The sequence below is a fragment of the Sulfitobacter sp. SH24 genome, assembly GCF_965641895.1.
GTDB lineage: Bacteria > Pseudomonadota > Alphaproteobacteria > Rhodobacterales > Rhodobacteraceae > Sulfitobacter > Sulfitobacter dubius.
This window is the reverse complement of sequence record NZ_OZ282575.1, coordinates 1831917-1853692: the sequence shown is the minus strand read 5'-3', so window position 1 is coordinate 1853692 and position 21776 is coordinate 1831917. Positions and strand designations below refer to the sequence as shown.

25 protein-coding genes and 1 tRNA gene are annotated in these 21776 nt (G+C 57.5%); 16 read left to right on the top strand and 10 right to left on the bottom strand.

The features are described from left to right. Positions 1 to 7: 7 nt before the first annotated feature. From typA to ACSQ16_RS11765, 3 genes are all read right to left on the bottom strand, one after another. Positions 8 to 1825, bottom strand: coding sequence for a translational GTPase TypA (typA, locus tag ACSQ16_RS11775; RefSeq protein WP_243263037.1), 1818 nt, complete (start codon positions 1823 to 1825; stop codon positions 8 to 10). 146 nt (positions 1826 to 1971) lie between these two features. Next, entirely contained in the window at positions 1972 to 2301 is a 330-nt protein-coding gene (locus ACSQ16_RS11770) for a DMT family transporter (protein ID WP_093926315.1), read from the bottom strand. A gap of 15 nt (positions 2302 to 2316) precedes the next feature. Then, positions 2317 to 2775 (bottom strand): Lrp/AsnC family transcriptional regulator, encoded by a 459-nt coding sequence (locus tag ACSQ16_RS11765; protein WP_243263038.1) that lies wholly within the window; start codon positions 2773 to 2775, stop codon positions 2317 to 2319. A gap of 115 nt (positions 2776 to 2890) precedes the next feature. On the opposite strand from ACSQ16_RS11765, the gene ACSQ16_RS11760 reads away from it, so the two are divergent. Continuing rightward, positions 2891 to 3097: a DUF6356 family protein gene (locus ACSQ16_RS11760; protein ID WP_243263039.1), complete on the top strand. Its 207-nt coding sequence runs from the start codon at positions 2891 to 2893 to the stop codon at positions 3095 to 3097. A 125-nt stretch (positions 3098 to 3222) separates the two neighbouring features. On the opposite strand, the gene ACSQ16_RS11755 is transcribed toward ACSQ16_RS11760, so the two are convergent. From ACSQ16_RS11755 to ACSQ16_RS11740, 4 genes are all read right to left on the bottom strand, one after another. Beyond that, entirely contained in the window at positions 3223 to 4437 is a 1215-nt protein-coding gene (locus tag ACSQ16_RS11755) for an NADP-dependent isocitrate dehydrogenase (RefSeq protein WP_243263040.1), read from the bottom strand. A 96-nt stretch (positions 4438 to 4533) separates the two neighbouring features. Beyond that, positions 4534 to 5118, bottom strand: a complete 585-nt coding sequence (locus ACSQ16_RS11750; RefSeq protein WP_243263041.1) for an HD domain-containing protein — start codon at positions 5116 to 5118, stop codon at positions 4534 to 4536. Then, positions 5115 to 5351 (bottom strand): hypothetical protein, encoded by a 237-nt coding sequence (locus ACSQ16_RS11745; protein ID WP_093926310.1) that lies wholly within the window; start codon positions 5349 to 5351, stop codon positions 5115 to 5117. Before ACSQ16_RS11745 ends, ACSQ16_RS11750 begins: the two co-directional genes overlap by 4 nt. Next, complete coding sequence (locus ACSQ16_RS11740) at positions 5351 to 6004, bottom strand: alpha/beta hydrolase (protein ID WP_243263042.1); 654 nt, start codon at positions 6002 to 6004, stop codon at positions 5351 to 5353. Before ACSQ16_RS11740 ends, ACSQ16_RS11745 begins: the two co-directional genes overlap by 1 nt. A gap of 173 nt (positions 6005 to 6177) precedes the next feature. On the opposite strand from ACSQ16_RS11740, the gene ACSQ16_RS11735 reads away from it, so the two are divergent. The 13 genes from ACSQ16_RS11735 (at position 6178) to ACSQ16_RS11675 (ending at position 16717) form a co-directional block, all read left to right on the top strand. Next, on the top strand, positions 6178 to 6639 hold the full coding sequence (locus ACSQ16_RS11735; RefSeq protein WP_243263043.1) for an Rrf2 family transcriptional regulator: 462 nt from the start codon (positions 6178 to 6180) through the stop codon (positions 6637 to 6639). 56 nt (positions 6640 to 6695) lie between these two features. Then, positions 6696 to 7730 carry an aminotransferase class V-fold PLP-dependent enzyme gene (locus ACSQ16_RS11730; RefSeq protein WP_243263161.1) on the top strand — a complete coding sequence of 345 codons (1035 nt, stop codon included), beginning with the start codon at positions 6696 to 6698 and terminating at the stop codon, positions 7728 to 7730. A 36-nt stretch (positions 7731 to 7766) separates the two neighbouring features. Then, the gene (sufB, locus tag ACSQ16_RS11725; RefSeq protein WP_093926306.1) at positions 7767 to 9290 is read left to right on the top strand and encodes a Fe-S cluster assembly protein SufB; all 1524 of its coding nucleotides are present in this window, start codon (positions 7767 to 7769) and stop codon (positions 9288 to 9290) included. 155 nt (positions 9291 to 9445) lie between these two features. Continuing rightward, entirely contained in the window at positions 9446 to 10201 is a 756-nt protein-coding gene (gene sufC, locus ACSQ16_RS11720; protein ID WP_093926305.1) for a Fe-S cluster assembly ATPase SufC, read from the top strand. After that, a complete protein-coding gene (gene sufD, locus ACSQ16_RS11715; protein WP_243263044.1) occupies positions 10201 to 11481 on the top strand; it encodes a Fe-S cluster assembly protein SufD in 1281 nt (426 codons plus the stop codon). Before sufC ends, sufD begins: the two co-directional genes overlap by 1 nt. Continuing rightward, positions 11481 to 11963 (top strand): YIP1 family protein, encoded by a 483-nt coding sequence (locus ACSQ16_RS11710; protein ID WP_243263045.1) that lies wholly within the window; start codon positions 11481 to 11483, stop codon positions 11961 to 11963. Before sufD ends, ACSQ16_RS11710 begins: the two co-directional genes overlap by 1 nt. Position 11964: 1 nt before the next feature. Further along, entirely contained in the window at positions 11965 to 12543 is a 579-nt protein-coding gene (locus ACSQ16_RS11705; protein ID WP_243263046.1) for a YIP1 family protein, read from the top strand. Between the two features lie 3 nt (positions 12544 to 12546). Further along, entirely contained in the window at positions 12547 to 13767 is a 1221-nt protein-coding gene (locus ACSQ16_RS11700; RefSeq protein ID WP_243263047.1) for a cysteine desulfurase, read from the top strand. A 74-nt stretch (positions 13768 to 13841) separates the two neighbouring features. Beyond that, positions 13842 to 13918 (top strand) — tRNA-Arg (locus tag ACSQ16_RS11695). Between the two features lie 182 nt (positions 13919 to 14100). Continuing rightward, positions 14101 to 14733, top strand: coding sequence for a lysophospholipid acyltransferase family protein (locus ACSQ16_RS11690; RefSeq protein ID WP_317406215.1), 633 nt, complete (start codon positions 14101 to 14103; stop codon positions 14731 to 14733). Between the two features lies 1 nt (position 14734). Further along, positions 14735 to 15670 (top strand): phosphatidate cytidylyltransferase, encoded by a 936-nt coding sequence (locus ACSQ16_RS11685; RefSeq protein WP_243263049.1) that lies wholly within the window; start codon positions 14735 to 14737, stop codon positions 15668 to 15670. Further along, positions 15667 to 16041 (top strand): hypothetical protein, encoded by a 375-nt coding sequence (locus ACSQ16_RS11680; RefSeq protein WP_243263050.1) that lies wholly within the window; start codon positions 15667 to 15669, stop codon positions 16039 to 16041. The genes ACSQ16_RS11685 and ACSQ16_RS11680 overlap by 4 nt, the downstream gene beginning before the upstream one ends. Positions 16042 to 16069: 28 nt before the next feature. Beyond that, positions 16070 to 16717, top strand: a complete 648-nt coding sequence (locus ACSQ16_RS11675) for a CDP-alcohol phosphatidyltransferase family protein (protein WP_435988494.1) — start codon at positions 16070 to 16072, stop codon at positions 16715 to 16717. 96 nt (positions 16718 to 16813) lie between these two features. On the opposite strand, the gene ACSQ16_RS11670 is transcribed toward ACSQ16_RS11675, so the two are convergent. The 3 genes from ACSQ16_RS11670 to ACSQ16_RS11660 form a co-directional block, all read right to left on the bottom strand. After that, on the bottom strand, positions 16814 to 17686 hold the full coding sequence (locus ACSQ16_RS11670; RefSeq protein WP_243263052.1) for a LysR substrate-binding domain-containing protein: 873 nt from the start codon (positions 17684 to 17686) through the stop codon (positions 16814 to 16816). Next, positions 17683 to 18660 carry a YeiH family protein gene (locus ACSQ16_RS11665; protein ID WP_243263053.1) on the bottom strand — a complete coding sequence of 326 codons (978 nt, stop codon included), beginning with the start codon at positions 18658 to 18660 and terminating at the stop codon, positions 17683 to 17685. The genes ACSQ16_RS11670 and ACSQ16_RS11665 overlap by 4 nt, the downstream gene beginning before the upstream one ends. Before the next feature lie 201 nt (positions 18661 to 18861). Further along, positions 18862 to 19314 carry an Lrp/AsnC family transcriptional regulator gene (locus ACSQ16_RS11660; RefSeq protein WP_243263054.1) on the bottom strand — a complete coding sequence of 151 codons (453 nt, stop codon included), beginning with the start codon at positions 19312 to 19314 and terminating at the stop codon, positions 18862 to 18864. Positions 19315 to 19433: 119 nt separating this feature from the next. Here ACSQ16_RS11660 and ACSQ16_RS11655 point away from each other — a divergent pair, with 119 nt between their 5' ends. Together ACSQ16_RS11655 and ACSQ16_RS11650 are read left to right on the top strand one after the other, a co-directional pair. Further along, entirely contained in the window at positions 19434 to 20423 is a 990-nt protein-coding gene (locus ACSQ16_RS11655) for a nucleoside recognition domain-containing protein (RefSeq protein WP_243263055.1), read from the top strand. A 331-nt stretch (positions 20424 to 20754) separates the two neighbouring features. Next, entirely contained in the window at positions 20755 to 21750 is a 996-nt protein-coding gene (locus ACSQ16_RS11650; RefSeq protein ID WP_243263056.1) for a zinc-binding alcohol dehydrogenase family protein, read from the top strand. Positions 21751 to 21776: the final 26 nt, after the last annotated feature.

Genomic DNA, 21776 nt, shown 5'->3' with positions numbered 1-21776 from the left:
CAATGGCTTAGCCGGCTTTGGCCATCCGCTTACGCTCATGCGGGTCCAGGTAGCGCTTGCGCAGGCGAACGGCGTTTGGCGTCACTTCGACCAGCTCATCATCATCAATATAAGCAATGGCTTCTTCGAGGCTCAGCGACATTGGCGTGGTCAGGCGCACCGCTTCGTCAGTGCCCGAAGCGCGCACGTTGGTCAGCTTTTTGCCCTTCAGCGGGTTCACTTCGAGGTCATTCTCGCGGGAATGTTCACCGATGATCATGCCGGTGTAAACGTCAGCTTGTGCGCCGATCATCATCTTGCCACGCTCTTCGAGGTTCCACAGAGCGAAGGCGACCGAGGTGCCGTTTTCCATGGAGATCAGAACGCCAGCGCGGCGGCCCGGAATCGGGCCCTTGTGCGGGGCCCATGAGTGGAAGACCCGGTTGATGACGCCGGTGCCGCGCGTGTCGGTCAGGAATTCACCGTGGTAACCGATCAAACCGCGCGATGGGACATGCGCGATGATGCGGGTTTTGCCCGCACCGGCTGGCTTCATCTCAACCAACTCGCCTTTACGGGCGCCGGTAATTTTCTCGATAACCGCGCCGGAGTATTCGTCATCCACGTCGATGGTGGCTTCTTCGATGGGCTCGTGGCGGACGCCGTCGATCTCTTGAAACAGAACCTGCGGGCGGGAGATCGAAAGCTCAAACCCTTCGCGGCGCATGTTTTCGATCAGAACGCCCATCTGCAATTCGCCACGACCGGCCACTTCGAAAGCGTCGCCGCCCGGTGTGTCGGAGATTTTGATCGCGACGTTGGATTCGGCTTCTTTCATCAGGCGCTCGCGGATCACGCGGGACTGGACTTTCTTGCCGTCACGGCCCGCCAGCGGGCTGTCGTTGATGCCAAAGGTCACAGTGATGGTGGGCGGATCGATCGGCTGTGCCGGGATGGCTTCGCTAACCGATGCATCGGCCAATGTGTCGGCCACTGTCGCTTTGGTCATGCCCGCGATCGACACGATGTCACCCGCTTCGGCAAGTTCGATGGCAGTCTGCTCCAACCCGCGGAAGGCAAGGATTTTGGTGCAGCGGAAGTTTTCGATCAATGTGCCATCGCGCGACATTGCTTTGATGGTCTGGCCGGCTTTCAATGTGCCGGTTTCCACACGACCGGTCAGCAGGCGGCCCAAGAATGGATCACCGCCAAGGGTGGTGGCCAGCATGGTGAAGGGCTTGTCAGCGTTCTCGATCTGCTTGGGGGCAGGGACGTGCGTGAGGATCAGATCAAACAGCGCGTTCAGGTCTTTGCGGGGGCCATCAAGCTCGGCATCGGCCCAGCCGGAACGGCCAGAGGCGTACATGTGCGGGAATTCAAGCTGCTCGTCTGTGGCATCCAAGCTGGCGAAAAGGTCAAAGCATTCGTCGAGCGCGCGGTCAGGCTCGGCATCTGGCTTATCGACCTTGTTCAGTACGACGATCGGACGCAGGCCCAGTTTCAGCGCCTTGGAGGTCACAAATTTGGTCTGCGGCATGGGGCCTTCGGCGGCATCCACCAGCAGGACCACACCGTCGACCATCGACAGGATACGCTCAACTTCGCCACCAAAGTCGGCGTGGCCGGGGGTGTCGACGATGTTGATGCGGGTGTTGTTCCAGACGACCGAGGTCGGCTTGGCGAAGATGGTGATGCCGCGCTCGCGTTCCAGATCGTTGCTGTCCATGGCGCGTTCAGTGGTCGCCTGGTTTTCACGATAGGTGCCGGATTGTTTCAGAAGCTCGTCCACCAGCGTCGTTTTGCCGTGGTCGACGTGAGCGATAATTGCGATGTTGCGCAGGTCCATTAAGTCAGCCTTTGGATAGGGGAGTGGCGCGCCAGCCTGAAGCTGCGCGAATAATTGCGCCGCCCATACCGCGCCCCGGCTGCAATTGCTAGCCCTAATGCCCGATGGATGCCGCTTGCGCGGTCCATCGCTGCGCGCCTGCCACTTTAATGGGTGGTGGTGCCGGAAAAGAGATGAATTATCAGAATGCCTGTGATGATGAAACTCAGCCCGAGCAGGGCCGGACCATCAAGCCGCTGGTCAAAAAGTAAGTAGCCAATCGCTGCGATGCAGACGATGCCAAGGCCCGACCAAATGGCATAGACGATCCCAACCGGCATGACCTTTAGCGCCAGCGCCATGAAATAAAACGACACGAGATAGAACACGACCACCGCCACCGAGGGCCAAAGCCGGGTAAACTGCTGCGAGGCTTGCAACGCGGTCGTGCCGATGGTTTCCGCGATGATCGCGATGAACAGCCACAAGTAATGCATGGGGGCGCGCCTTTATCAAAGGGGGAGTTGCGTGGTTTCCTTGATCTCTTCCATCACGAAACTGGCCGAGACATCCGAAAGCGGCACCCGGCGAATGAGATCTTGATACAATTGATCGTAACCCGCCATATCCGCAACCCGCGCCCGGATCAAATAGTCCAGATCCCCGGTCATGCGGTAGACGCCAAGGATTTCGGGCATGGATTGCGTGGCTTTGGAGAACTTCTCAAGCCAGTCGGGCGCATGGGCGTTGGTGCGCACTTGGATAAAGACACTAAGGCCAAGGCCAAGTTTTGCGGCGTTCAAGAGGGTCACGCGGCCTTTAATAATGCCGGCCTTTTCCAACGTACGAATGCGCCGCCAGCAGGCGTTACGCGATAGGTTCACCGCCGCGCCAAGCGCTTCGAGCGATTGGGCCGCATCACGTTGCAGTTCGACCAATAAGCGCCGGTCAATTTCATCAAGTGTTGTCATCTAGGAAATCTGGCGGGAAGTTTTCCCATAGGCAAGTATATATCTGCACAGATTTGAGAAAACGTCACAGGGCTTTTGGTCTATTTTGATGCAAAGTCAGTTACAGGAGTTTTCCATGATCGCACGCATCTTCCTCGACCATCCCGCCAAGGTGGATGAGACATTCTTTGAACATATGGCCTTCGCGCTGAAGTTCTCGGGCCTGCTTTTTGCAGCGGCGGGTGCGGCACTGATGCATGCGCTTATCCCCTGCCTGTTCGAGAAGACCGCCAGCGGGATCATCGCCAAGCTTTACGCGCGAACGCATAACCGGGGGCAGTAGGGGATTGAGGGCCAGCGGCTGCCCGCGGGTCGGCGATCAGAAGGCGCTTGTAGCTTGATCCCAACGGGCCTACGAAAAAAGGGGCCGCATCGCTGCGACCCCCTGTCATCTTGCATCATGCCAGTTCAGCCCGCCAGCGCCTTGTTGAGGTTCTCATCCACCTTCTCCAAGAACCCCATGGTCGTTAGCCAGCCCTGATCGGGGCCAACCAACAGCGCGAGGTCTTTGGTCATGAAGCCCGCCTCGACCGTGTCCACAACGACCTTCTCCAGCGTCTCGGCGAAGTTGATCAGCGCCGTATTATCGTCCAGCTTGCCGCGGTGCTTCAGCCCGCCGGTCCAAGCGTAGATCGACGCAATGGAATTGGTCGAGGTTTCCTCGCCCTTCTGGTGCTGGCGGTAGTGGCGCGTCACTGTGCCGTGCGCGGCCTCGGCCTCCACGATCTTGCCATCGGGGGTCATCAGCTGGCTGGTCATCAGACCGAGCGAGCCAAAGCCCTGCGCCACGGTGTCGGACTGCACGTCGCCGTCGTAGTTCTTGCAGGCCCAGACATAGCCTCCCGACCATTTCATAGCCGAGGCGACCATGTCGTCGATCAGACGGTGTTCGTACCAGATGCTCTTCTTTTTAAAATCCTCGGCAAATTCAGCGTCAAAGATCTCTTGGAACAGGTCTTTGAAGCGCCCGTCATAGGCTTTTAGAATTGTATTCTTGGTCGAAAGATACACAGGCCAGCCGCGGTTCAGACCGTAGTTAAAAGACGCGCGCGCGAAATCACGGATCGAATCGTCGAGGTTGTACATGGCCATGGTGACGCCAGCGGAAGGCGCGTCGAAGACCTCTTTTTCGATGGTCTCGCCATTGTCGCCAACGAACTTGATGGTCAGCTTACCCTTGCCGGGGAAGCGGAAATCGGTGGCGCGGTATTGGTCGCCAAAGGCATGACGGCCTACGACGATTGGCTGGGTCCAGCCCGGCACGAGGCGCGGCACATTGCGGCAAATGATCGGCTCGCGGAAGATCACGCCGCCCAGAATATTGCGGATGGTGCCGTTAGGGCTGCGGTACATGCGCTTGAGGCCAAATTCCTCAACCCGCGCTTCATCGGGCGTGATGGTCGCGCATTTCACGCCGACGCCATGCTCGCGGATCGCATGGGCCGCGTCGACGGTGATCTGATCGTCGGTCTCATCCCGGACTTCCATGCCGAGGTCGTAATACTTCAGGTCAACGTCAAGATAGGGCGTGATCAGCTTTTTCTTGATGAAATCCCAGATGATCCGGGTCATCTCATCGCCGTCGAGTTCGACGATGGGGTTTTCTACCTTAATCTTCGACATGACGAATTCCTTTGGTTGGGGATGCATTTGTCCGTGCTTTAGCCTATCCGGGGCCAAAGAGGAAGATCGTATACCATGGTATGCCGAAGCTCGCGCTTAGGCGTCGGCCCCGGCAAAAAAGCTGCTTATGCGGGCGCGGGCGTAGGCCCAAAGGGCAGGGGCGCCGATGGCGATCTTGCGACCGACCTTCTCTTCGATTTGCGCCTCTGAGACGTTGTAGTCGGTCCAACTGCCACCGCCTGAGGCGAGGTTCTGCATCGGCGGCTGGAACCGATCGAGCGATTTGGCAAAGCGGGCCGAGGGGCTTTCGGCGGCTTCAAACTCCTCCCAAATCCCGCGCAGGTCATCGCGCAGATCGGGGGGTAGCAAGCCAAAGATGCGGTCGGCGGCGATTTGTTCCTGCGCTTCCATATCGGCGGCATCGTAGTCGCCAAAAATCGGATTGTCGCCCGCATCGATCTCGACAAGGTCGTGCAGGATCAGCATTTTGATGACGCGGTTGATGTCCACCTCAGGCCCGGCCTGATCGGCCAGCACCAGTGCGTAGAGAGTTAGGTGCCATGAGTGTTCGGCAGAATTTTCGGCCCGGCTAGCATCGCACAGAGTGGTGCCGCGCAGGATGGTCTTGAGCTTGTCGGCCTCGTTCAGAAAGGCGATCTGCTGGTTGAGCCGCTCGGTCATGCCCCTGCCTTGCCACGATGTTCGCGGAGTTTGCGGGCGAGAAAGCCGCGGGCCTTGTCGTTGGCCATCCGCGTACGGATGGCCGTCAAAAAGGCTTCTTCGAGCGTTTGCGACGAGGCGCCAAGCACCTCGCCGACTTCCATAAAAAGCCGCTCCTCACCGGTCTCGGCCTGCACAGCGAGACATTCCTCGGCAAGCTTATTGGCCAGTTCGATAACGACCGCATCCGCCATCAGCGCGTGGATTCCGTCAGGCGGCGTTTCACATAGTCGCTGGTCGAGCTGATCAACGTGTCCATATGCGGCTCTTCAAAGAAGTGTCCTGCGCCTTCGACCTCCTGATGGGTGATCGTGATGCCCTTTTGCTCATGCAGCTTGCTGACCAGATTAGTCGTGTCCGCAGGCGGCGCCACGCGGTCGGCAGTGCCATTGATGACCAGACCAGAGGCCGGGCAGGGCGCGAGGAACGAAAAGTCGTACATATTTGCGGGCGGCGAGACCGAGATGAAGCCGGTGATCTCGGGCCGGCGCATCAGCAGTTGCATGCCGATCCATGCGCCGAAGGAAAAACCAGCAACCCAGCAATGCTTGGAGTTGTTGTTCATCGACTGCAGGTAATCAAGCGCAGAGGCCGCGTCGGACAGCTCGCCAATGCCTTGGTCATATTCGCCTTGGCTGCGGCCTACGCCACGGAAGTTAAAGCGCAACACGGTGAAACCCATGTTGTAGAACGCATAGTGCAGGTTATAGACAACCTTGTGATTCATCGTCCCGCCAAACTGCGGGTGCGGATGCAGCACGATGGCAATCGGGGCGTCACGTTCTTTTTGGGGGTGGTAGCGGCCTTCAAGGCGGCCTTCGGGTCCGGGAAAAATAACCTCGGGCATGGGTGTCCCTGTCTGGGGGTTCAAAGATCGCTGCGAATAGTTGACGAATTCGCTATGCCACCTTAGAACGGTTCTAAATCTGGTTCCGCGCAGTGTCGCGTGGATCAGTCTTTGGACTTAGGCATTTAAGCCGCCCACGTCAATCAAATGGCACGGCGAGTGAGGGTAAGACGATGAAGCTATCTACCAAAGGGCGTTATGCCATGGTCGCTTTGGCCGATATTGCGTTGCAGCCCGAAGGGTCGCTTGTGTCGCTGGGTGACATTGCCGAACGGCAGTCGGTGTCTTTGCCCTATCTGGAACAATTGTTCGTCAAACTGCGGCGCGCCGAGCTTGTGACCTCTGTACGCGGCCCCGGCGGAGGATACCGTTTGGCGCGCTCGCCAGTCGATATTCGGGTGGTCGATGTTTTGGCCGCTGTGGATGAGACAGTGGACGCGATGCACAAAGGGGCAGGCGCCTCTGGCGGCTTGTCGGGAAGCCGTGCGCAATCGCTGACCAACCGTCTCTGGCAAGGGTTAAGCGCGCATGTCTATGTTTTCCTGCATCAAACGCGTTTGTCAGATGTGGTTGAGAATGAATTGACCCCATGCCCTGCGGTGCCAACCCTCTTTGCCGTGGTGGATGAGACGTGAGAGCCTATCTCGACCATAACGCAACCACGCCGCTGCGGGCAGAAGCACGTGCAGCAATGCTCGCGGCGATGGACCTGCCCGGCAACCCGTCTTCGGTCCATGCCGAAGGCCGCGCGGCCAAAGCCATGGTCGAGCGTGCGCGCACGCAGGTGGCCGGGTTGGTGGGCTGCGATCCGGTTGATGTGATCTTTACCTCTGGCGCCACCGAAGCGGCTGCACTTGCCGTCTCTTTGGGCACGCGGGTGGTCACATCGGCGGTAGAGCATGACGCGGTCCTGTCGTGGGGGCAGGCGGATCGACTGGGGGTCGATGCTAAGGGCATCTGGGACGGTGATCTGAGCATTGCCGAGGGGGCCGATGTGGTGGCCCTTCAGGCGGCCAATAGCGAGACGGGTGTGCTGCAGCAGACCATGACGCTGGCGCAACAATGTTGGGCGATGGAAAGCACGCCTTATGTGCTGGTTGATGCGGTGCAGGCGGTGGGGAAAACTTCGTTCAAAATGGCCACTTCTGGCGCTGATTTCATCCTCGTCTCTGCCCATAAGCTGGGCGGGCCGAAAGGCATAGGTGCGCTGATCGTCAAGCGGGGCATCGACGTGGCTGCGCAGTTGCGGGGCGGTGGGCAAGAGATGGGCCGCCGTTCGGGCACCGAGAATATCCCCGGAATAGCAGGCTTTGGCGCGGCAGCAGAAGCGGCTGCGGCAGATGTGGCTGCGGGCCGTTGGGAAGAGGTGGCACAGCTTCGTGATTTGCTGGAAGTGACCCTTGCGGACGCCTCAAAGTTGACTATTTCTGTAGGAAAAGACGCACCGCGTCTGCCCAACACCTCCTGCATCATCTCGCCCGGCTGGAAAGGTGAGACGCAGGTCATGCAGATGGATCTTGCAGGTTTTGCCATCTCCGCAGGATCGGCCTGTTCCAGCGGCAAGGTACGCGCCAGTGCCGTATTGCGCGCCATGGGCTTTGATGAAACACAGGCCGCCAGCGCGATCCGGGTGTCGCTGGGCCTGCAAACCACCCGGGAAGATGTCTTGCGGTTCGCGACAAGCTGGACCGCAAAAATGAAAAAGCACGAAACGCGGGCCGCCTGAGCGCCGCCACGGAAAGGAACCGAAACCTTGGATAATATGACCCTCAAAGAGAATGACGGCGTCAAAGAAGGCGTTGACCAGGAAACCGTGGATGCCGTGCGCGAAGTCGGCGGCAAATACAAATATGGTTGGTCCACCGACATCGAAATGGAATACGCCCCAAAAGGGCTGACGCCAGACATCGTGCGGCTGATCTCGGAAAAGAACGAAGAGCCGGAGTGGATGACCGAATGGCGTCTCGCAGCTTATGATCGTTGGTTGACCAAGAAAGAACCCGATTGGGCGATGGTCGACTACCCTGAAATCGATTTTCAGGACCAGTATTACTATGCGCGCCCCAAAAGCATGGCGGAAAAACCCAAGTCTTTGGATGACGTCGACCCAAAGCTTTTGGATACTTACAAAAAGCTGGGCATCCCGCTGAAAGAGCAGATGATCTTGGCCGGTGTCGAAGGCGCTGAGGATGCGCCAGCAGAAGGCCGCAAGGTGGCTGTGGACGCCGTGTTTGACTCCGTCTCTGTCGGCACGACGTTTCAAGAGGAACTGAAGAAGGCGGGTGTTATCTTTTGCTCGATCTCTGAGGCAATCCGCGAGCATCCTGAACTGGTGCGCAAGTACCTCGGCTCGGTCGTGCCGGTGTCGGATAACTTCTATGCCACGCTGAACTCCGCCGTCTTCTCCGATGGCTCCTTCGTCTACGTTCCGCCGGGCGTGCGCTGCCCAATGGAACTGTCGACCTATTTCCGCATCAACGCCGAAAACACCGGTCAGTTCGAGCGCACGTTGATCATCGCCGACAAGGGCTCTTACGTCAGCTATCTCGAAGGCTGCACCGCGCCGCAGCGCGATGAGAGCCAGTTGCACGCCGCCGTGGTCGAGATCATCATCGAAGAAGACGCTGAGGTGAAATACTCCACCGTTCAGAACTGGTATCCCGGCGATGAAAACGGCAAGGGCGGCATCTATAACTTCGTGACCAAGCGTGCCGACTGCCGGGGTGACCGGGCCAAGGTAATGTGGACGCAGGTCGAAACCGGCTCCGCCGTGACGTGGAAATACCCGTCCTGCATCCTGCGCGGTGACGATAGCCAAGGCGAGTTCTATTCCATCGCCATTGCCAACAACATGCAGCAGGCCGATACCGGCACGAAGATGGTGCACCTCGGCAAGCGCACCAAGTCGCGCATCGTGTCCAAGGGGATCTCTGCCGGTAAGGCGCAAAACACCTACCGTGGTCTGGTGTCGATGCACCCCAAGGCCAAGGAATCGCGCAACTACACCCAGTGCGACAGCCTGTTAATCGGCTCGGAATGCGGGGCGCATACGGTGCCTTATATCGAGGTGAAGAATAACTCGAGCCGCGTGGAGCACGAGGCGACAACGTCCAAGGTGGACGACGATCAGATGTTCTACTGCCGCTCGCGTGGGATGGACGAAGAAGAGGCCGTGGCGCTGGTGGTGAACGGTTTCTGCAAGGACGTTCTGCAGGCCTTGCCGATGGAATTCGCGATGGAAGCCCAAGCGCTTGTGGCAATCTCGCTGGAAGGCTCTGTCGGCTGATCGGGCATGGCGTGTTGCGCAGCATTGAGGGCTAGTGTCCCGCAGCGCAGCGCGTCGGCCGATGGTAGTGATAACTTTAATACGCAGGGGGAAGCCCCTGATGGAAAACAGAATATTGATATTGCGGCGCGAGCGCGCGCCAGAAGGAGACCGAAATGCTGAGCATTAAAAACCTGCACGTGAAACTGGAAGAAGAGGACAAGCAAATCCTCAAAGGCGTCGACCTGGAAGTCGAGGCCGGTAAGGTGCATGCCATCATGGGGCCGAACGGCTCGGGCAAATCGACACTGAGCTATGTGCTTTCCGGCAAAGACGGCTATGAGGTGACCGACGGTTCCGCAACACTGGAAGGCAACGATCTGCTTGATCTGGAGCCTGAAGAGCGTGCCGCAGCTGGCCTGTTTTTGGCCTTTCAATACCCGGTCGAAATTCCCGGTGTCGGCAACATGACCTTCCTACGGACCGCCGTAAACGCGCAGCGTAAGGCGCGTGGCGAAGAGGAAATGTCGGCGGCTGACTTCCTTAAGGAAATCCGCGCCAAGGCAAAGGATTTGAAAATCGATGCCGATATGCTGAAACGCCCCGTGAACATGGGCTTCTCGGGCGGCGAGAAAAAGCGCAATGAAATTCTTCAGATGGCGATGCTTGAGCCGAAGATGTGCATCTTGGACGAAACCGACTCCGGTCTTGACGTTGACGCGATGAAGCTGGTCGCCGAAGGCGTCAACGCATTGCGTACCGAAGGCCGTGGTTTCCTTGTGATCACGCACTACCAGCGGCTTCTGGACCACATCAAACCCGATGTCGTGCACATCATGTCAGATGGCCGCATCATCAAGACCGGTGGCCCTGAGCTGGCGCTTGAAGTCGAAAACAACGGTTACGCCGACATCCTCGCCGAGGTGGCGTAATGGCCGAAGCAAAACTCCAAGAAACCCCGACCGAGGCGATGATCGCATCCCTCGATATGCCGCAGGGTGGCTGGGCGCAGGCGGCGCGTGAAGACGCGCTGGCGCGTGTGCGCACAATGGGCTTGCCGCAACGCCGTGATGAGTATTGGAAGTTCACACGCCCCGATACGCTCACACAAGCCGAACCTGTTCCGGCTGCGATCTTTGATCACGGTGATGCGCCGCTGTTCGATGATACCGAGCGTTTGCGTATTGTGTTTGTGGATGGGGTCTTCGACGCCGAAGCCTCCGATGATCTGTCGCTCGAAGGTGTCAGCATTGACCGACTCGCGACGGCGAACAGTGATCTGCATTGGGCGCGTGACCTCTATGGGAAATTGGAAAAGAACGGCCAGACCCCAGTCGCACGCCCACTTGCGGCACTGAACACGGCCTACGCCAGTGATGGTGTTTTGATCCATGTGACAGGCACGCCAAGCAAGCCGATCAACCTAGTTTACCACCATAAATCAGAAACTTCTGATGCGATGTTACACCATGTGGTAAAGCTCGACAAAGGGGCCGAAGTGACCCTGTTGGAGAACGGACCCGCAGCGGCACGTTTCAACACCGTTTTGGAAGTCGAAGTAGCCGATACCGCGCGCTTCCACCATGTGCGCGCGCAAGGGCGTGACCATGAACGGCGCGCCGCGACGCATCTCTTCACCCGTCTCGGCACCGAGTCTTTGTTCAAGAGCTTTACCGTGACCGTAAACGGCGCGATGACGCGCAATGAATGCGTGATCGAATTGACGGGCGATGATGCGTCGGCGCATGTGGCAGGCGCCTGTGTTGGCGATGGCGATTTTCACCATGACGATACGGTCTTCATCACCCATGATGCAGTGAATTGCGAAAGCCGTCAGGTCTATAAAAAGGTGCTGCGGAACGGGGCGACGGGCGTGTTTCAGGGCAAGATCCTTGTTAAAGAAGGCGCGCAGAAAACGGATGGTTATCAGATCAGCCAATCGCTGCTGCTGGATGGAGACAGCCAGTTTCTTGCCAAGCCTGAGCTTGAAATCTACGCCGATGATGTTGCCTGTTCGCACGGCTCGACCTCTGGCGCGATCGACGAAGAGGCGTTGTTTTACCTCCGCGCGCGCGGTGTGTCTCATGCCGAAGCGACCGATCTTTTGACGCTCGCTTTCCTTGCCGAGGCGGTTGAGGAAATCGAATCCGAAGGCCTGCGCGAAGAGATCAATGGGCGTCTCAGCTCTTGGTTGGAGCGTCGTAGCAGCTGATGGCTGTTACCAGCGATATCGTTGCGACCTATCGCGGCCCCGGCACAGTGATGTCGGGGCTGCTTGCGCAGGGCCGTAACGAAGTGCGCGTGTTGATGTTCGCGCTGATGGCGGGGCTGCTGATCTTCGTGGCACTGTCGCCTTATCAAGCGCGGGCGGCGCATCTTGATCCTGAAGGGCCGCTTTCGGTTCGGCAGTATTGGAGCGCGTTTTTCTGGATCTTTTTGATGCCGCTGTTGCTTTATGCATTTGCGGCAATGGTATGGGTGATCAGCCGTGTCGCGGGTCAAAAGCTCACAGGTTACGCGGTACGGCTGACCTTGGTCTGGTCCCTGCTGGCCTCTGCGCCGATCCTGTTGCTGCTGGGCCTTGCGCTTGGTTTCATCGGGCCGGGGGTCCAAGCGCAGATCGTGGGCGCGGTTTGGTTGGCTGTGTTCTTCTGGTTCTGGGTCTCGGGCCTGTTTGCGGCACAGCGGGGCTAGGATGAACAGTGCAGCCTTGATCCCACTTGTGCAAACCACCCTGCGCAACCCACGCGCAGCGGCGGGTCTGATCGCGGCCCTCCAACTTAGCCGAGAGGTCGTCTGGACAGCCTTGGCCTTGGTTGCGGCGCTCAATGCGCTGGTGATCTCGGCCATGTTCGCCATTGCGCCGCCTGCCATGGCTCTGCCCAGTTACTTTCAATCACCACTTGTCCTCTTCGCGCTGTTGGGAGGGCTGATGGTGCTCTATGTCCATGCGCTGTCGTGGGTTGGGCGCGCGATGGGCGGGCAGGGTATGATTGAACCCCTCTTGGCCGCGGTGGTTTGGCTACAGGCGCTGCGGCTTTGTGCGCAGTTGGGGATCTTGCTGCTAACGGTCGCACTGCCGCCATTGGCTATGCTGGCCTCTTTTGTGGTCACATTCTGGGGCCTTTGGATCCTGCTGAATTTCGTCGCCGAACTGTTGCATCTGCCGGGGCTTTTTCATGCGGCCGCTGTACTGGCAGGTGCCGCGCTTGGGGTTCTGTTGGGCCTTGGCCTCTTGCTGTCTTTGATCGGGCTGACCGCCCAAGGAGTATAAGTCATGTTCGACGTTGAAGCCGTCCGGGCGCAGTTTCCGATCCTTTCACGTCAGGTGAATGGCAAGCCGCTGGTCTATCTGGATAATGGGGCATCCGCGCAGAAACCGCAGGTGGTGATCGACGCGATCACGCAGGCCTATGCGCAAGAATACTCTAATGTTCACCGTGGTTTACACTATCTTTCTAACCTAGCCACAGACAAGTATGAGGGGGTGCGCGGTACGGTTGCACGTTTCCTTAATGCCGGGTCTGAGGATGAGATTGTACTTAACACCGGCGCTACGATGGGGATTAACACCGTTGCCTATGGATGGGCCATGCCCCGCATGCAGGCTGGCGATGAGATCGTTCTGTCGGTGATGGAGCACCACGCCAATATCGTTCCGTGGCATTTCCTGCGTGAGCGACAAGGCGTCGTGCTCAAGTGGGTTGATGTGGACGCCACCGGTGCATTGGACCCGCAAGCGGTGATCGATGCCATCGGGCCAAAGACAAAACTGGTTGCAATCTCTCATCTTTCCAATGTTTTGGGCACTAAAGTTAATGTAAAGGCAATCACCGCAGGAGCGCATGAAAAGGGTGTTCCGGTGCTGGTTGACGGCTCGCAAGCGGCCGTTCACATGCCGGTCGATGTCCAAGACCTAGGTTGTGATTTCTACGCGGTGACTGGCCATAAGCTTTATGGCCCTTCCGGCTCCGGCGCGATTTACATCAAATCCGAGCGTATGGCTGAAATGCGCCCCTTTATCGGCGGCGGTGACATGATCCGCGAAGTTACCAAGGACACGATCAGCTATAATGATCCGCCAATGATGTTCGAAGCAGGCACGCCCGGCATCGTTGCAACCATTGGTTTGGGTGTGGCGCTTGATTTCATGATGGATCACGGGATGGAGAATATCGCCGCCCATGAGGATAGTTTGCGCGACTATGCGGTCTCGCGTCTTGGCGGTTTGAATTGGCTTAACTTGCAGGGCACCACGCCGGATAAAGCTGCGATCTTTAGCTTCACACTCGACGGGGCGGCCCATGCCCATGACATTTCGACCGTGTTGGACAAGAAGGGTGTGGCCGTGCGCGCAGGGCACCATTGCGCGGCACCTTTAATGACACATCTCGGCGTCTCGGCCACCTGTCGCGCGTCGTTTGGCATGTACAACACCCGCGCCGAAGTGGACACACTGGTCGAAGCGCTTGAACTGGCGCATGATCTTTTCGCCTGACCTGATTTTCGCTTCACCTGAACCCTGATTTCCCATTGCAGGGGCGGGCCGGTCTGGCTATACCGCCCCTCAGTGGACCCTTAGCTCAGCTGGATAGAGCGCTGCCCTCCGAAGGCAGAGGCCAGAGGTTCGAATCCTCTAGGGTCCGCCACTATTCACGATCATATTTAGGTTGGTTTCGCGGGAACTGGGGCACTGGGAATTTGGTCCCAAGCCCGTTAACGTGACTGTGCCGGTCAGATACTTCTTGTTTTGTCCAGTAGGCGTAATTCGCAATAGCGCTGTGTGGGTCTTGTAGGCCTTGCGCAACTGCCGTCAGCTTGGAGACACCTTATGAGGCTAGCATCCCGTTTGACCGCTGCGCTCATCGTTGGCTTTGCCCGTGCCGTGACGGCCGTCCGCGGAGTTTGGGACGGTATCGAGCCGGTGCAGGGCCAGCGTATCTATTTTGCCAATCACAACAGTCATGGAGATTTTGTGTTGGTTTGGACCGTCCTTCCACCTGATCTGCGCCTTCGTGCCCGTCCTGTGGCGGGGGCAGATTACTGGTTGACATCAAAGCTGAAGTCATTCATCGGCAAGGATGTTTTCAATGCCGTCCTAATCGACCGTAATCCAGAGACGCGCACCGACGACCCAATGACACAGATGAGCGCCGCGCTCAAAAGCGGTGATAGTCTGATCCTATTTCCTGAAGGTACGCGCAACACCGGGCAGTCTCCGCTGCTGCCGTTTAAATCCGGTTTATTTCACCTTGCCACGGAAAACCCCGAGATCGACATGGTTCCGGTTTGGATCGAAAACCTAAACCGTGTCATGCCCAAGGGGGCTTTGGTACCAATTCCGTTGATTTGCACCGTCACCTTTGGCGCAGCTATGCGGCTGGAAGCTGGTGAGGATAAGGCGAGTTTCCTCGCGCGCGCTGAAAGCGCCCTCGTCGCATTAAATCCTGAAGGAAATAGCTGACATGAACGGACATTTCATCATTCTGCTCGGCCTTGTGCTGACCGTCCTTCTGATAGCGACGGGGGCAGCTCAACTCCTGAAGCGCCGCGCTGGAGCGGATAACCTAACAATCCAGAACCTCACGGCTCGGATCAACGCGTGGTGGGTAATGGTTGCCATTATGGCGATTGCATTCCTCGCTGGCACGGCGGGGGTAGTTATCCTGTTTGCCATCTGCTCGTTCGCAGCACTACGGGAATTTCTCACGTTGACCAACACCGCCGCGGCGGATCATTGGGCGCTGGCCGCCGCCGTTTTCATCGTGCTTCCGTTGCAATATCTATCTGTTGGCATGGGCTGGTATGGGTTCTATTCGATCTTCATTCCAGTTTACGCATTCTTGTTGATGCCAATTTTATCGACGTTACGCGGGCAGTCTGAGAACTTCCTGATCCGGGTATCCGAAGCCCAATGGGCCCTGATGATCGCGGTCTTCTGCGTCAGCCATGTGCCCGCGCTGCTAAGCTTGAATATTCCCGGCTATGAGGGAAAAAACCTGTTTTTGATTTTCTTCTTGATCGTCGTCGTGCAGTCTTCAGACGTTTTGCAATATGTCTGGGGTAAACTGATGGGCCGCCGCAAGATCGCGCCAACCCTGTCGCCTTCCAAGACTTTAGAAGGGCTGGTTGGCGGTGTCATCAGCGCTAGCCTAATGGGTGCCGCTCTGTTTTGGATCACACCGTTTTCCGTTCTGCAGGCATTTGCGCTGTCGCTGGTCATAACATTGATGGGTTTCTTCGGCGGGCTGGTCATGTCCGCGATCAAGCGTGACCGTGGGGTTAAGGATTGGGGCCACCTTATCGCCGGGCATGGCGGCTTCATCGATCGGTTGGATTCGGTGATTTTTTCCGCGCCAATCTTCTTCCATATTGTTCGGTTTTACTGGGATCTGCATTGAATATTCAGCGCCTGATCTCCTCGACACCGCTGCATGTGGCGGTCGGTTTCTTGGCGATGGGCGGTTGGGCCGTTTTTGCCAACGCAGAGCACGGTACACGCGCCATGCTTGTCGCGGGGCTTGTTCAGGGTCTGATTTCGGCCGCCCTGACATTCGGACTGAAATACTCTGTCGACTGGATGCGTCCGCGCCTCTCGCGCGGAATTGGATACTGGGTGCCACCCTTAGTCGCGATTTGCGGTTCGGCCCTTCTGCTGGTTGTGACCCATTGGTTAAGCGGTACGCCGGAAATAGCGATGACAATCGCCGTGCCGCTTGGCGTGTCATTAAGCTATATCTTTACCTACAACATCCTGCGCCAGCACCGGTAAAGCTCAAAGATTAGCAAGAAAGATGTCCATGATTAACCTTAAAAACCGCCGCCCCCTAAGCAGCCGTGATACGAAATGGGCCGCAGGCTGTGCCGCTTGGCTTGCCAACAAGGGGGTGACGCCCAACGCTATCTCCCAAGCCAGCATGGGGACTGCACTTGTGGCAGGTGTCGCGTTCGCAGCCAGTGGTCATGTGGGCAGTGTTTACGGTGTCGGCGCATTCTTGATCCTTGGTGCGTTTTTCTGCCAGTTACGGCTGCTGTGTAACCTGTTTGATGGAATGGTCGCGGTCGAAGCGGGGAAAAGCGCGCCTGACGGGCCGCTTTGGAACGAATTTCCTGACCGCGTGTCAGACTTGCTGATCTTCGCAGGGGTAGGTTTGGGCGTCGGAAATCTTTCGCTAGGGCTGGCGGCAGGCGCGATGTCAGTGTTGACGGCTTATACCCGCGAGTTGGGTACCGGAACTGGCCTTGCACCTGACTTTCGGGGACCAATGGCGAAACCGCAGCGCATGGCATTGGTGACGGGCGCCGCGATATTGGCAGTATTCGAACCACTGTTCGCAGCGGCAGGTACGGTCCTGACTTGGGCGCTGTGGATCGCAGCCATTGGTGCTGCACTGACCGCCATACGGCGTTCCGCGCGTATTCGAACGGACCTGTTGAAACGAGGGTAAAGCGAATGGGTTAGCGGGTATTCCAGCGGATCGAAACGTTGGTAACGTCAGCTTATCACGTTGTTAGCCGTAATATTCGTCATGAATTGCAGGGTCTCAGATTAGTTCAAGGAACTTCTGTTCTGCCAATGAGAGATGCCGTTCCTTGTGGCGCAATACATGAAACTGGCGCTGCGGTAGCCTGAAATTCACTGAAACCAGCCGGTTTGCTTTGATTGCACGCCCGACGACGAGGGTCGACAAGATCGCAGCGCCTGCACCCGCTTCTACCGCGACACAAAGAGCCTCGTTCGATGGCAGCTCAAACGCAATCTCTATGTCATCGGTGCATAGGCCTTGGTCGAGAAGGGCCTTCTCGCAGGCCGACCGGGTGCCGGAACCTGCCTCTCGCATCACCCATGGACTGGCCTTAAGGTCTTCAGGCGCAGAAGGCGGGCGGCACTGCCAATCATGCCCCGGGGCCACAACGAGCGCCAGTTGATCACCGGGCAAGCTTTGGCTGGTCAGCGCCGCATCGGTGATCTCTCCCTCGACGAATCCGAGGTCGACGGTAGCGTCATGGACCATCTGCGCCACGAGGGTGGAGTTGCCGACGGCGAGTTCAAGTGAGATGCCCGGATGATGCTCTCGAAAACGCTGCATCAGAGGCGGTAACCAGTAGTTTGCAATTGTCTGGCTGGCGCCCAAGCGCAGCGTGCCGCGTTTCATCCCAGCCAGATCACCTAGCAGACGTTTTGCCTGTTCAGCGCGTGCCACGACGGCCCGTGCCTCGCTTAGAAACAACCTTCCTGAGTCTGTGAGCACAACACGCCTTCCAACCCGATCAAACAAGCGAACGGCGTGGCGTTCCTCCAACGCGGCAACTGCGGCGCTGGTCGCACTCTGGGTCAGGTTAAGATACGCCGCCGCTTGAGTGACATGCTCACGTTCGGCCACAGCGATAAAGATTCTAAGTTGTTCAAGCGTCATGTCAGTAGAAGAACCAGACCAAGGCTGAAAAAGGAAATGAAAATCCAAGCCCCGGCCCCCAACAGCGCGGGCCTGATGCCTGCGGCCACCAGTTTGCGCATGTCGGTCTCTAGCCCCATCGCCGCGAGGGCCATGGCGAGCAGAAATTGCGTGATGCCGGTGGTGTAGGGCGTTGTGACCTCAGGAACCCAGCCCGTGCTGGCCAGTCCGACCATGGCGACGAACCCGAATACGAACCACGGCAAGGGGGCTGCCGCGCGGTTCGCTACGCCACCAGTTTGACGTAGTTTGCGGGCGGCAAAAAAGCCAAGGCCCAGCACGACAGGGGCCAGCATCATAACACGTGTCAGCTTGGCAATAGTGCCGAATTCTCCGGCTTCCTGCCCGCGCACATAAGCGGCGGCGACAACCTGTGCTACCTCGTGGATCGACGCTCCGGTCCACAAGCCGTAGGCCTGCGGGCCCATGTCAAACAGACCTGCAATCACGGGCATCAGCATCATCGAGAGGGAACCAAAGATCGTCACGCAGGCAACGGCATATGCCACGTCCTCATCACTGCCACGGGTCACGGTATTGGTGGCAATCACAGCAGAGGCACCGCAAATCGAACTGCCGGAGGCGATCAACTGCGTCAGTTTTGCATTCACTTTCAACACCTGCCCTAGCCAAGTGGTAAAGGCGAATGTGGCCAGCAGCGTCGCAACAATAAGCGCCACACCGACGCCGCCCACGGCGATGACTTGCTGAACCGTAAGTTGCAGGCCAAGCAACACGATTCCGGCGCGTAAGATGCGTTTGAGGCTAAACGACACACCAGCCTTTGCAATTGCGGGGGTTCCGATCAGGTTGTGAAACGCCATGCCGATCAGTATGGCCAAAATGAGCGGGCTGAGCGTACCAATGCCGGGCAAGTGGCGCAGGCCAAATACAAGTGCTGCGATCAGCGCTGCGAGGAAAAGGCCAGGGGACACACTGGGCGCTTTCGTCCTTTGCTGCGGCCTCAGCTCAACGCCACCTTCCTGGATGCCGAAATATGTCATCTGAAATCCCCTCGCGATTAATTCGGGGGTATCTTTAGGTTTTCCGCTGATATTATAAAAACTGTATGTTTGAGTGGGATTGATCGATTTTGGTGAATGATGTGGGGAGGCGTCAATCAATCGGAAGCCCAGTCAAATCCGAACGGCTGTTTCTTCTTTCGCAGTGCGGATCACCATCATCGTGAAAAATCTGGCAACATTGGTCTGATCGCGGAATAACCTATCGCAAAGCGCGTCAAATTCTTCCATGTCAGTCAGGTTTAGCATCAAAACGACTTCGGTTTCGCCAGTGGCAGCATAGGCTTGAGATACGGCGTCCTCGGTCACTGCGAGGTCCAGAAAGCGGCGCATGTGCTGCTCGCCATGAAGTTTGAGTTCGACAGTGACCAGCGCCTTCAGGCCTCGTCCCGTTTTCGCGGGGTTCAGAATCGCGACAGTGCGGTCGATGATCCCGTTCTTGTGCAGCCGTCGGACCCGCCGGAGACAGCTAGAGGGAGATAATCCGACCTTTTCTGCCACGCTTACGTTCGACCGTGAAGCATCACGCTGCAAAAGGTTCAAAATCTTTCTGTCGAGTTGATCCATGCGTCCACCTCTTGCTTAGCCCAAGTTTGCAATAAAATTGCACAATAATGCAATATTTGACCACACAGGCGGTAGGGGACGCAGTAGAAGGGCCGGGATAATGTTATAGGACTTCTTCGATGCCAATCCTCCGCGCCGCCTACGTTAAGACTCTGGAAGCACTGAAAATATACTGGGTGCTGCTACGGGTCATGGTTCCGATCACACTCATCACGGAGCTGCTGTCCCGCATGGGGGTGATTGAGGCGATCGCCCCTGCATTCGCGCCAGTGATGAGCCTAGTCGGGCTGCCGCCCGAGCTTGGCTTGGCATGGCTGAGCGGGATGTTGGTCGGCATTTGGGGGGCTGTCCCTCTGCTCTTTGTTCTTGTCCCGATGGACAGTTTGAGCGTGGCAGACGTGACGGTTTTCTCGGCTCTGCTTCTTTTTGCGCACGCTTTGCCGATCGAGCAGAAAATCATTGAGCAGGCGGGGCCACGAATGCTTACAACCACGGCTCTGCGCATCTTTGGCGGGCTGCTTTATGCCTTCTTGCTGCACAATTTTCTGGTTGTCACGGGGTGGCTTTCTGACCCGGTGAACCCTGCGTGGATTCCGATGAACGCGGCGCCCGATTGGACCGGGTTTTTCATTGGCCTTCTTGAGGCGATGGTTGCCATGTTCTTCATCCTCCTCGCGCTAACTTGGGGCCTTGAGATTCTCAGGGTCACGGGCATTCTAAAGCTCGTTATGAAAGCGCTCGCGCCTCTTTTGCAGTTGGCCGGGATACGCGGCGAGGCAGGACATTTGACGGCGGTCGGCCTCTTTCTGGGGATCTCCTATGGTGGAGGTCTCCTTATTCGGGAAGCACGGTCAGGCGTGGTCTCGCCGCGTCAGATTTTCATCTCATGTGTGTTCATGGGTTTTGCACATAGCGTCATCGAGGATACCCTGATTGTGGTCGCCATCGGCGCGGACCTTGGTGCTGTGCTTGGGGGGCGGGTCGTTTTCGCGGTTGTTGCGACAGCTGCAATTGCAGGGCTCCTTCGCGTCATCTCAGACGAGACGTTTTCGAAATGGGCATTTAGAACGCAAGGCTCGCATTCGACTGTTAAACAAGGCGCGTCGTGATGGTTGTCATGAAAGCTGAAAACGGGAGGTTCTGGGGCAACACAGTTTATGGAAATGCTTCATGTCGGCGTCCCTTAGGAAAGATGGGATCAATTACCCCTCCATAGTGTACCGCGCTTTGTGATTGCGGGGGGATCAGATCACCATCAGGCGTTCGTGAGATGCATTTCTGAAAAAATGGAACGTAATGGATGCCAAGTTAACCGCCAATAACCCAGTCACGATTATATGCGGCTCCTATAAACTTAATCCCGATTTAGGTGCATTTATATATCTCTGCAATCGTATACCTAGTGCGCATCAAGGAAAATCATGCACTAGGACGAAAAAGATGAAGGCCATTGGCTACAACATTACAGGCGCGGCAGAGGTTTTGGAAGAACTCGAGATCGATCGCCCCGCATTCGGGTCGCGTGACCTTTTGGTTGAGGTAAAGGGTATTTCAGTCAATCCGGTAGACGTAAAGCTGCGCGCACTCGCTGCGCCGGAAGGGGGGGCGAAAGTCTTGGGCTTTGACGCGGCCGGGGTCGTGGTCGAAGTGGGCAGCGAAGTCACAGATTTTGAAGTTGGCGATGAAGTCTTTTACGCGGGCGATGTGACCCGTGCGGGCACCAATGCAGCGTTCCATGCTGTTGATGAACGGATCGTGGGACATAAGCCAGAGACGCTCGATTTTGTCCAAGCCGCTGGTGTGCCTCTCACTGCAATCACTGCTTGGGAAATGTTGTTCGGCGCCTTCCGCCTGACCGAAGGTACTGGGAAGGGGCAATCGATCTTGGTGATCGGCGGGGCCGGCGGTGTGGGCTCGATCCTCATCCAACTCGCCAAGGCCCTGACTGGATTGACCGTTGTGGCCACGGCCTCGCGGCCTGAGACCCAAGAGTGGGTGCGAAAAATGGGTGCAGACCATGTGGTAGATCACCGAGGCGATTTGGTGGCGCAGCTGGCGGAGCTGGAACTCACGCCGACCTATGTGGCAGCACTGACCGCGACTGACATGCATTGGCCCGCTATTGTTGACCTCATCGCGCCGCGCGGTCAGATCGCGCTGATTGATGACCCCGATGTGTTAGACATTAAGACTGCAAAGCCCAAAGCGCTGAGCATTCATTGGGAGTTTATGTTCAGCAGGGCGATGTTCCAGACCGCTGATATGACCGCGCAGCGCGATCTGTTGAACCGTGTATCGCAGATGATCGATGCGGGTACGTTGCAGTCCACCGTCACCGAACACGCCGGGACGATCACAGTAGAGAACCTTCGCGCCGCACATCTGCGTCAGGAAAGCGGGCGTGTGATTGGCAAGCAGGTTTTGGGCGGCTGGTGATAGAGATGTCATCCTCACCACATTCT

Bases quoted from the DNA above. Each gene is read 5' to 3' on its own strand.
- typA (WP_243263037.1), bottom strand. From the start codon at position 1,825: ATGGACCTGCGCAACATCGCAATTATCGCTCACGTCGACCACGGCAAA.
- ACSQ16_RS11770 (WP_093926315.1), bottom strand. From the start codon at position 2,301: ATGCATTACTTGTGGCTGTTCATCGCGATCATCGCGGAAACCATCGGC.
- ACSQ16_RS11765 (WP_243263038.1), bottom strand. From the start codon at position 2,775: ATGACAACACTTGATGAAATTGACCGGCGCTTATTGGTCGAACTGCAA.
- ACSQ16_RS11760 (WP_243263039.1), top strand. From the start codon at position 2,891: ATGATCGCACGCATCTTCCTCGACCATCCCGCCAAGGTGGATGAGACA.
- ACSQ16_RS11755 (WP_243263040.1), bottom strand. From the start codon at position 4,437: ATGTCGAAGATTAAGGTAGAAAACCCCATCGTCGAACTCGACGGCGAT.
- ACSQ16_RS11750 (WP_243263041.1), bottom strand. From the start codon at position 5,118: ATGACCGAGCGGCTCAACCAGCAGATCGCCTTTCTGAACGAGGCCGAC.
- ACSQ16_RS11745 (WP_093926310.1), bottom strand. From the start codon at position 5,351: ATGGCGGATGCGGTCGTTATCGAACTGGCCAATAAGCTTGCCGAGGAA.
- ACSQ16_RS11740 (WP_243263042.1), bottom strand. From the start codon at position 6,004: ATGCCCGAGGTTATTTTTCCCGGACCCGAAGGCCGCCTTGAAGGCCGC.
- ACSQ16_RS11735 (WP_243263043.1), top strand. From the start codon at position 6,178: ATGAAGCTATCTACCAAAGGGCGTTATGCCATGGTCGCTTTGGCCGAT.
- ACSQ16_RS11730 (WP_243263161.1), top strand. From the start codon at position 6,696: ATGCTCGCGGCGATGGACCTGCCCGGCAACCCGTCTTCGGTCCATGCC.
- sufB (WP_093926306.1), top strand. From the start codon at position 7,767: ATGACCCTCAAAGAGAATGACGGCGTCAAAGAAGGCGTTGACCAGGAA.
- sufC (WP_093926305.1), top strand. From the start codon at position 9,446: ATGCTGAGCATTAAAAACCTGCACGTGAAACTGGAAGAAGAGGACAAG.
- sufD (WP_243263044.1), top strand. From the start codon at position 10,201: ATGGCCGAAGCAAAACTCCAAGAAACCCCGACCGAGGCGATGATCGCA.
- ACSQ16_RS11710 (WP_243263045.1), top strand. From the start codon at position 11,481: ATGGCTGTTACCAGCGATATCGTTGCGACCTATCGCGGCCCCGGCACA.
- ACSQ16_RS11705 (WP_243263046.1), top strand. From the start codon at position 11,965: ATGAACAGTGCAGCCTTGATCCCACTTGTGCAAACCACCCTGCGCAAC.
- ACSQ16_RS11700 (WP_243263047.1), top strand. From the start codon at position 12,547: ATGTTCGACGTTGAAGCCGTCCGGGCGCAGTTTCCGATCCTTTCACGT.
- ACSQ16_RS11690 (WP_317406215.1), top strand. From the start codon at position 14,101: ATGAGGCTAGCATCCCGTTTGACCGCTGCGCTCATCGTTGGCTTTGCC.
- ACSQ16_RS11685 (WP_243263049.1), top strand. From the start codon at position 14,735: ATGAACGGACATTTCATCATTCTGCTCGGCCTTGTGCTGACCGTCCTT.
- ACSQ16_RS11675 (WP_435988494.1), top strand. From the start codon at position 16,070: ATGATTAACCTTAAAAACCGCCGCCCCCTAAGCAGCCGTGATACGAAA.
- ACSQ16_RS11670 (WP_243263052.1), bottom strand. From the start codon at position 17,686: ATGACGCTTGAACAACTTAGAATCTTTATCGCTGTGGCCGAACGTGAG.
- ACSQ16_RS11660 (WP_243263054.1), bottom strand. From the start codon at position 19,314: ATGGATCAACTCGACAGAAAGATTTTGAACCTTTTGCAGCGTGATGCT.
- ACSQ16_RS11655 (WP_243263055.1), top strand. From the start codon at position 19,434: ATGCCAATCCTCCGCGCCGCCTACGTTAAGACTCTGGAAGCACTGAAA.
- ACSQ16_RS11650 (WP_243263056.1), top strand. From the start codon at position 20,755: ATGAAGGCCATTGGCTACAACATTACAGGCGCGGCAGAGGTTTTGGAA.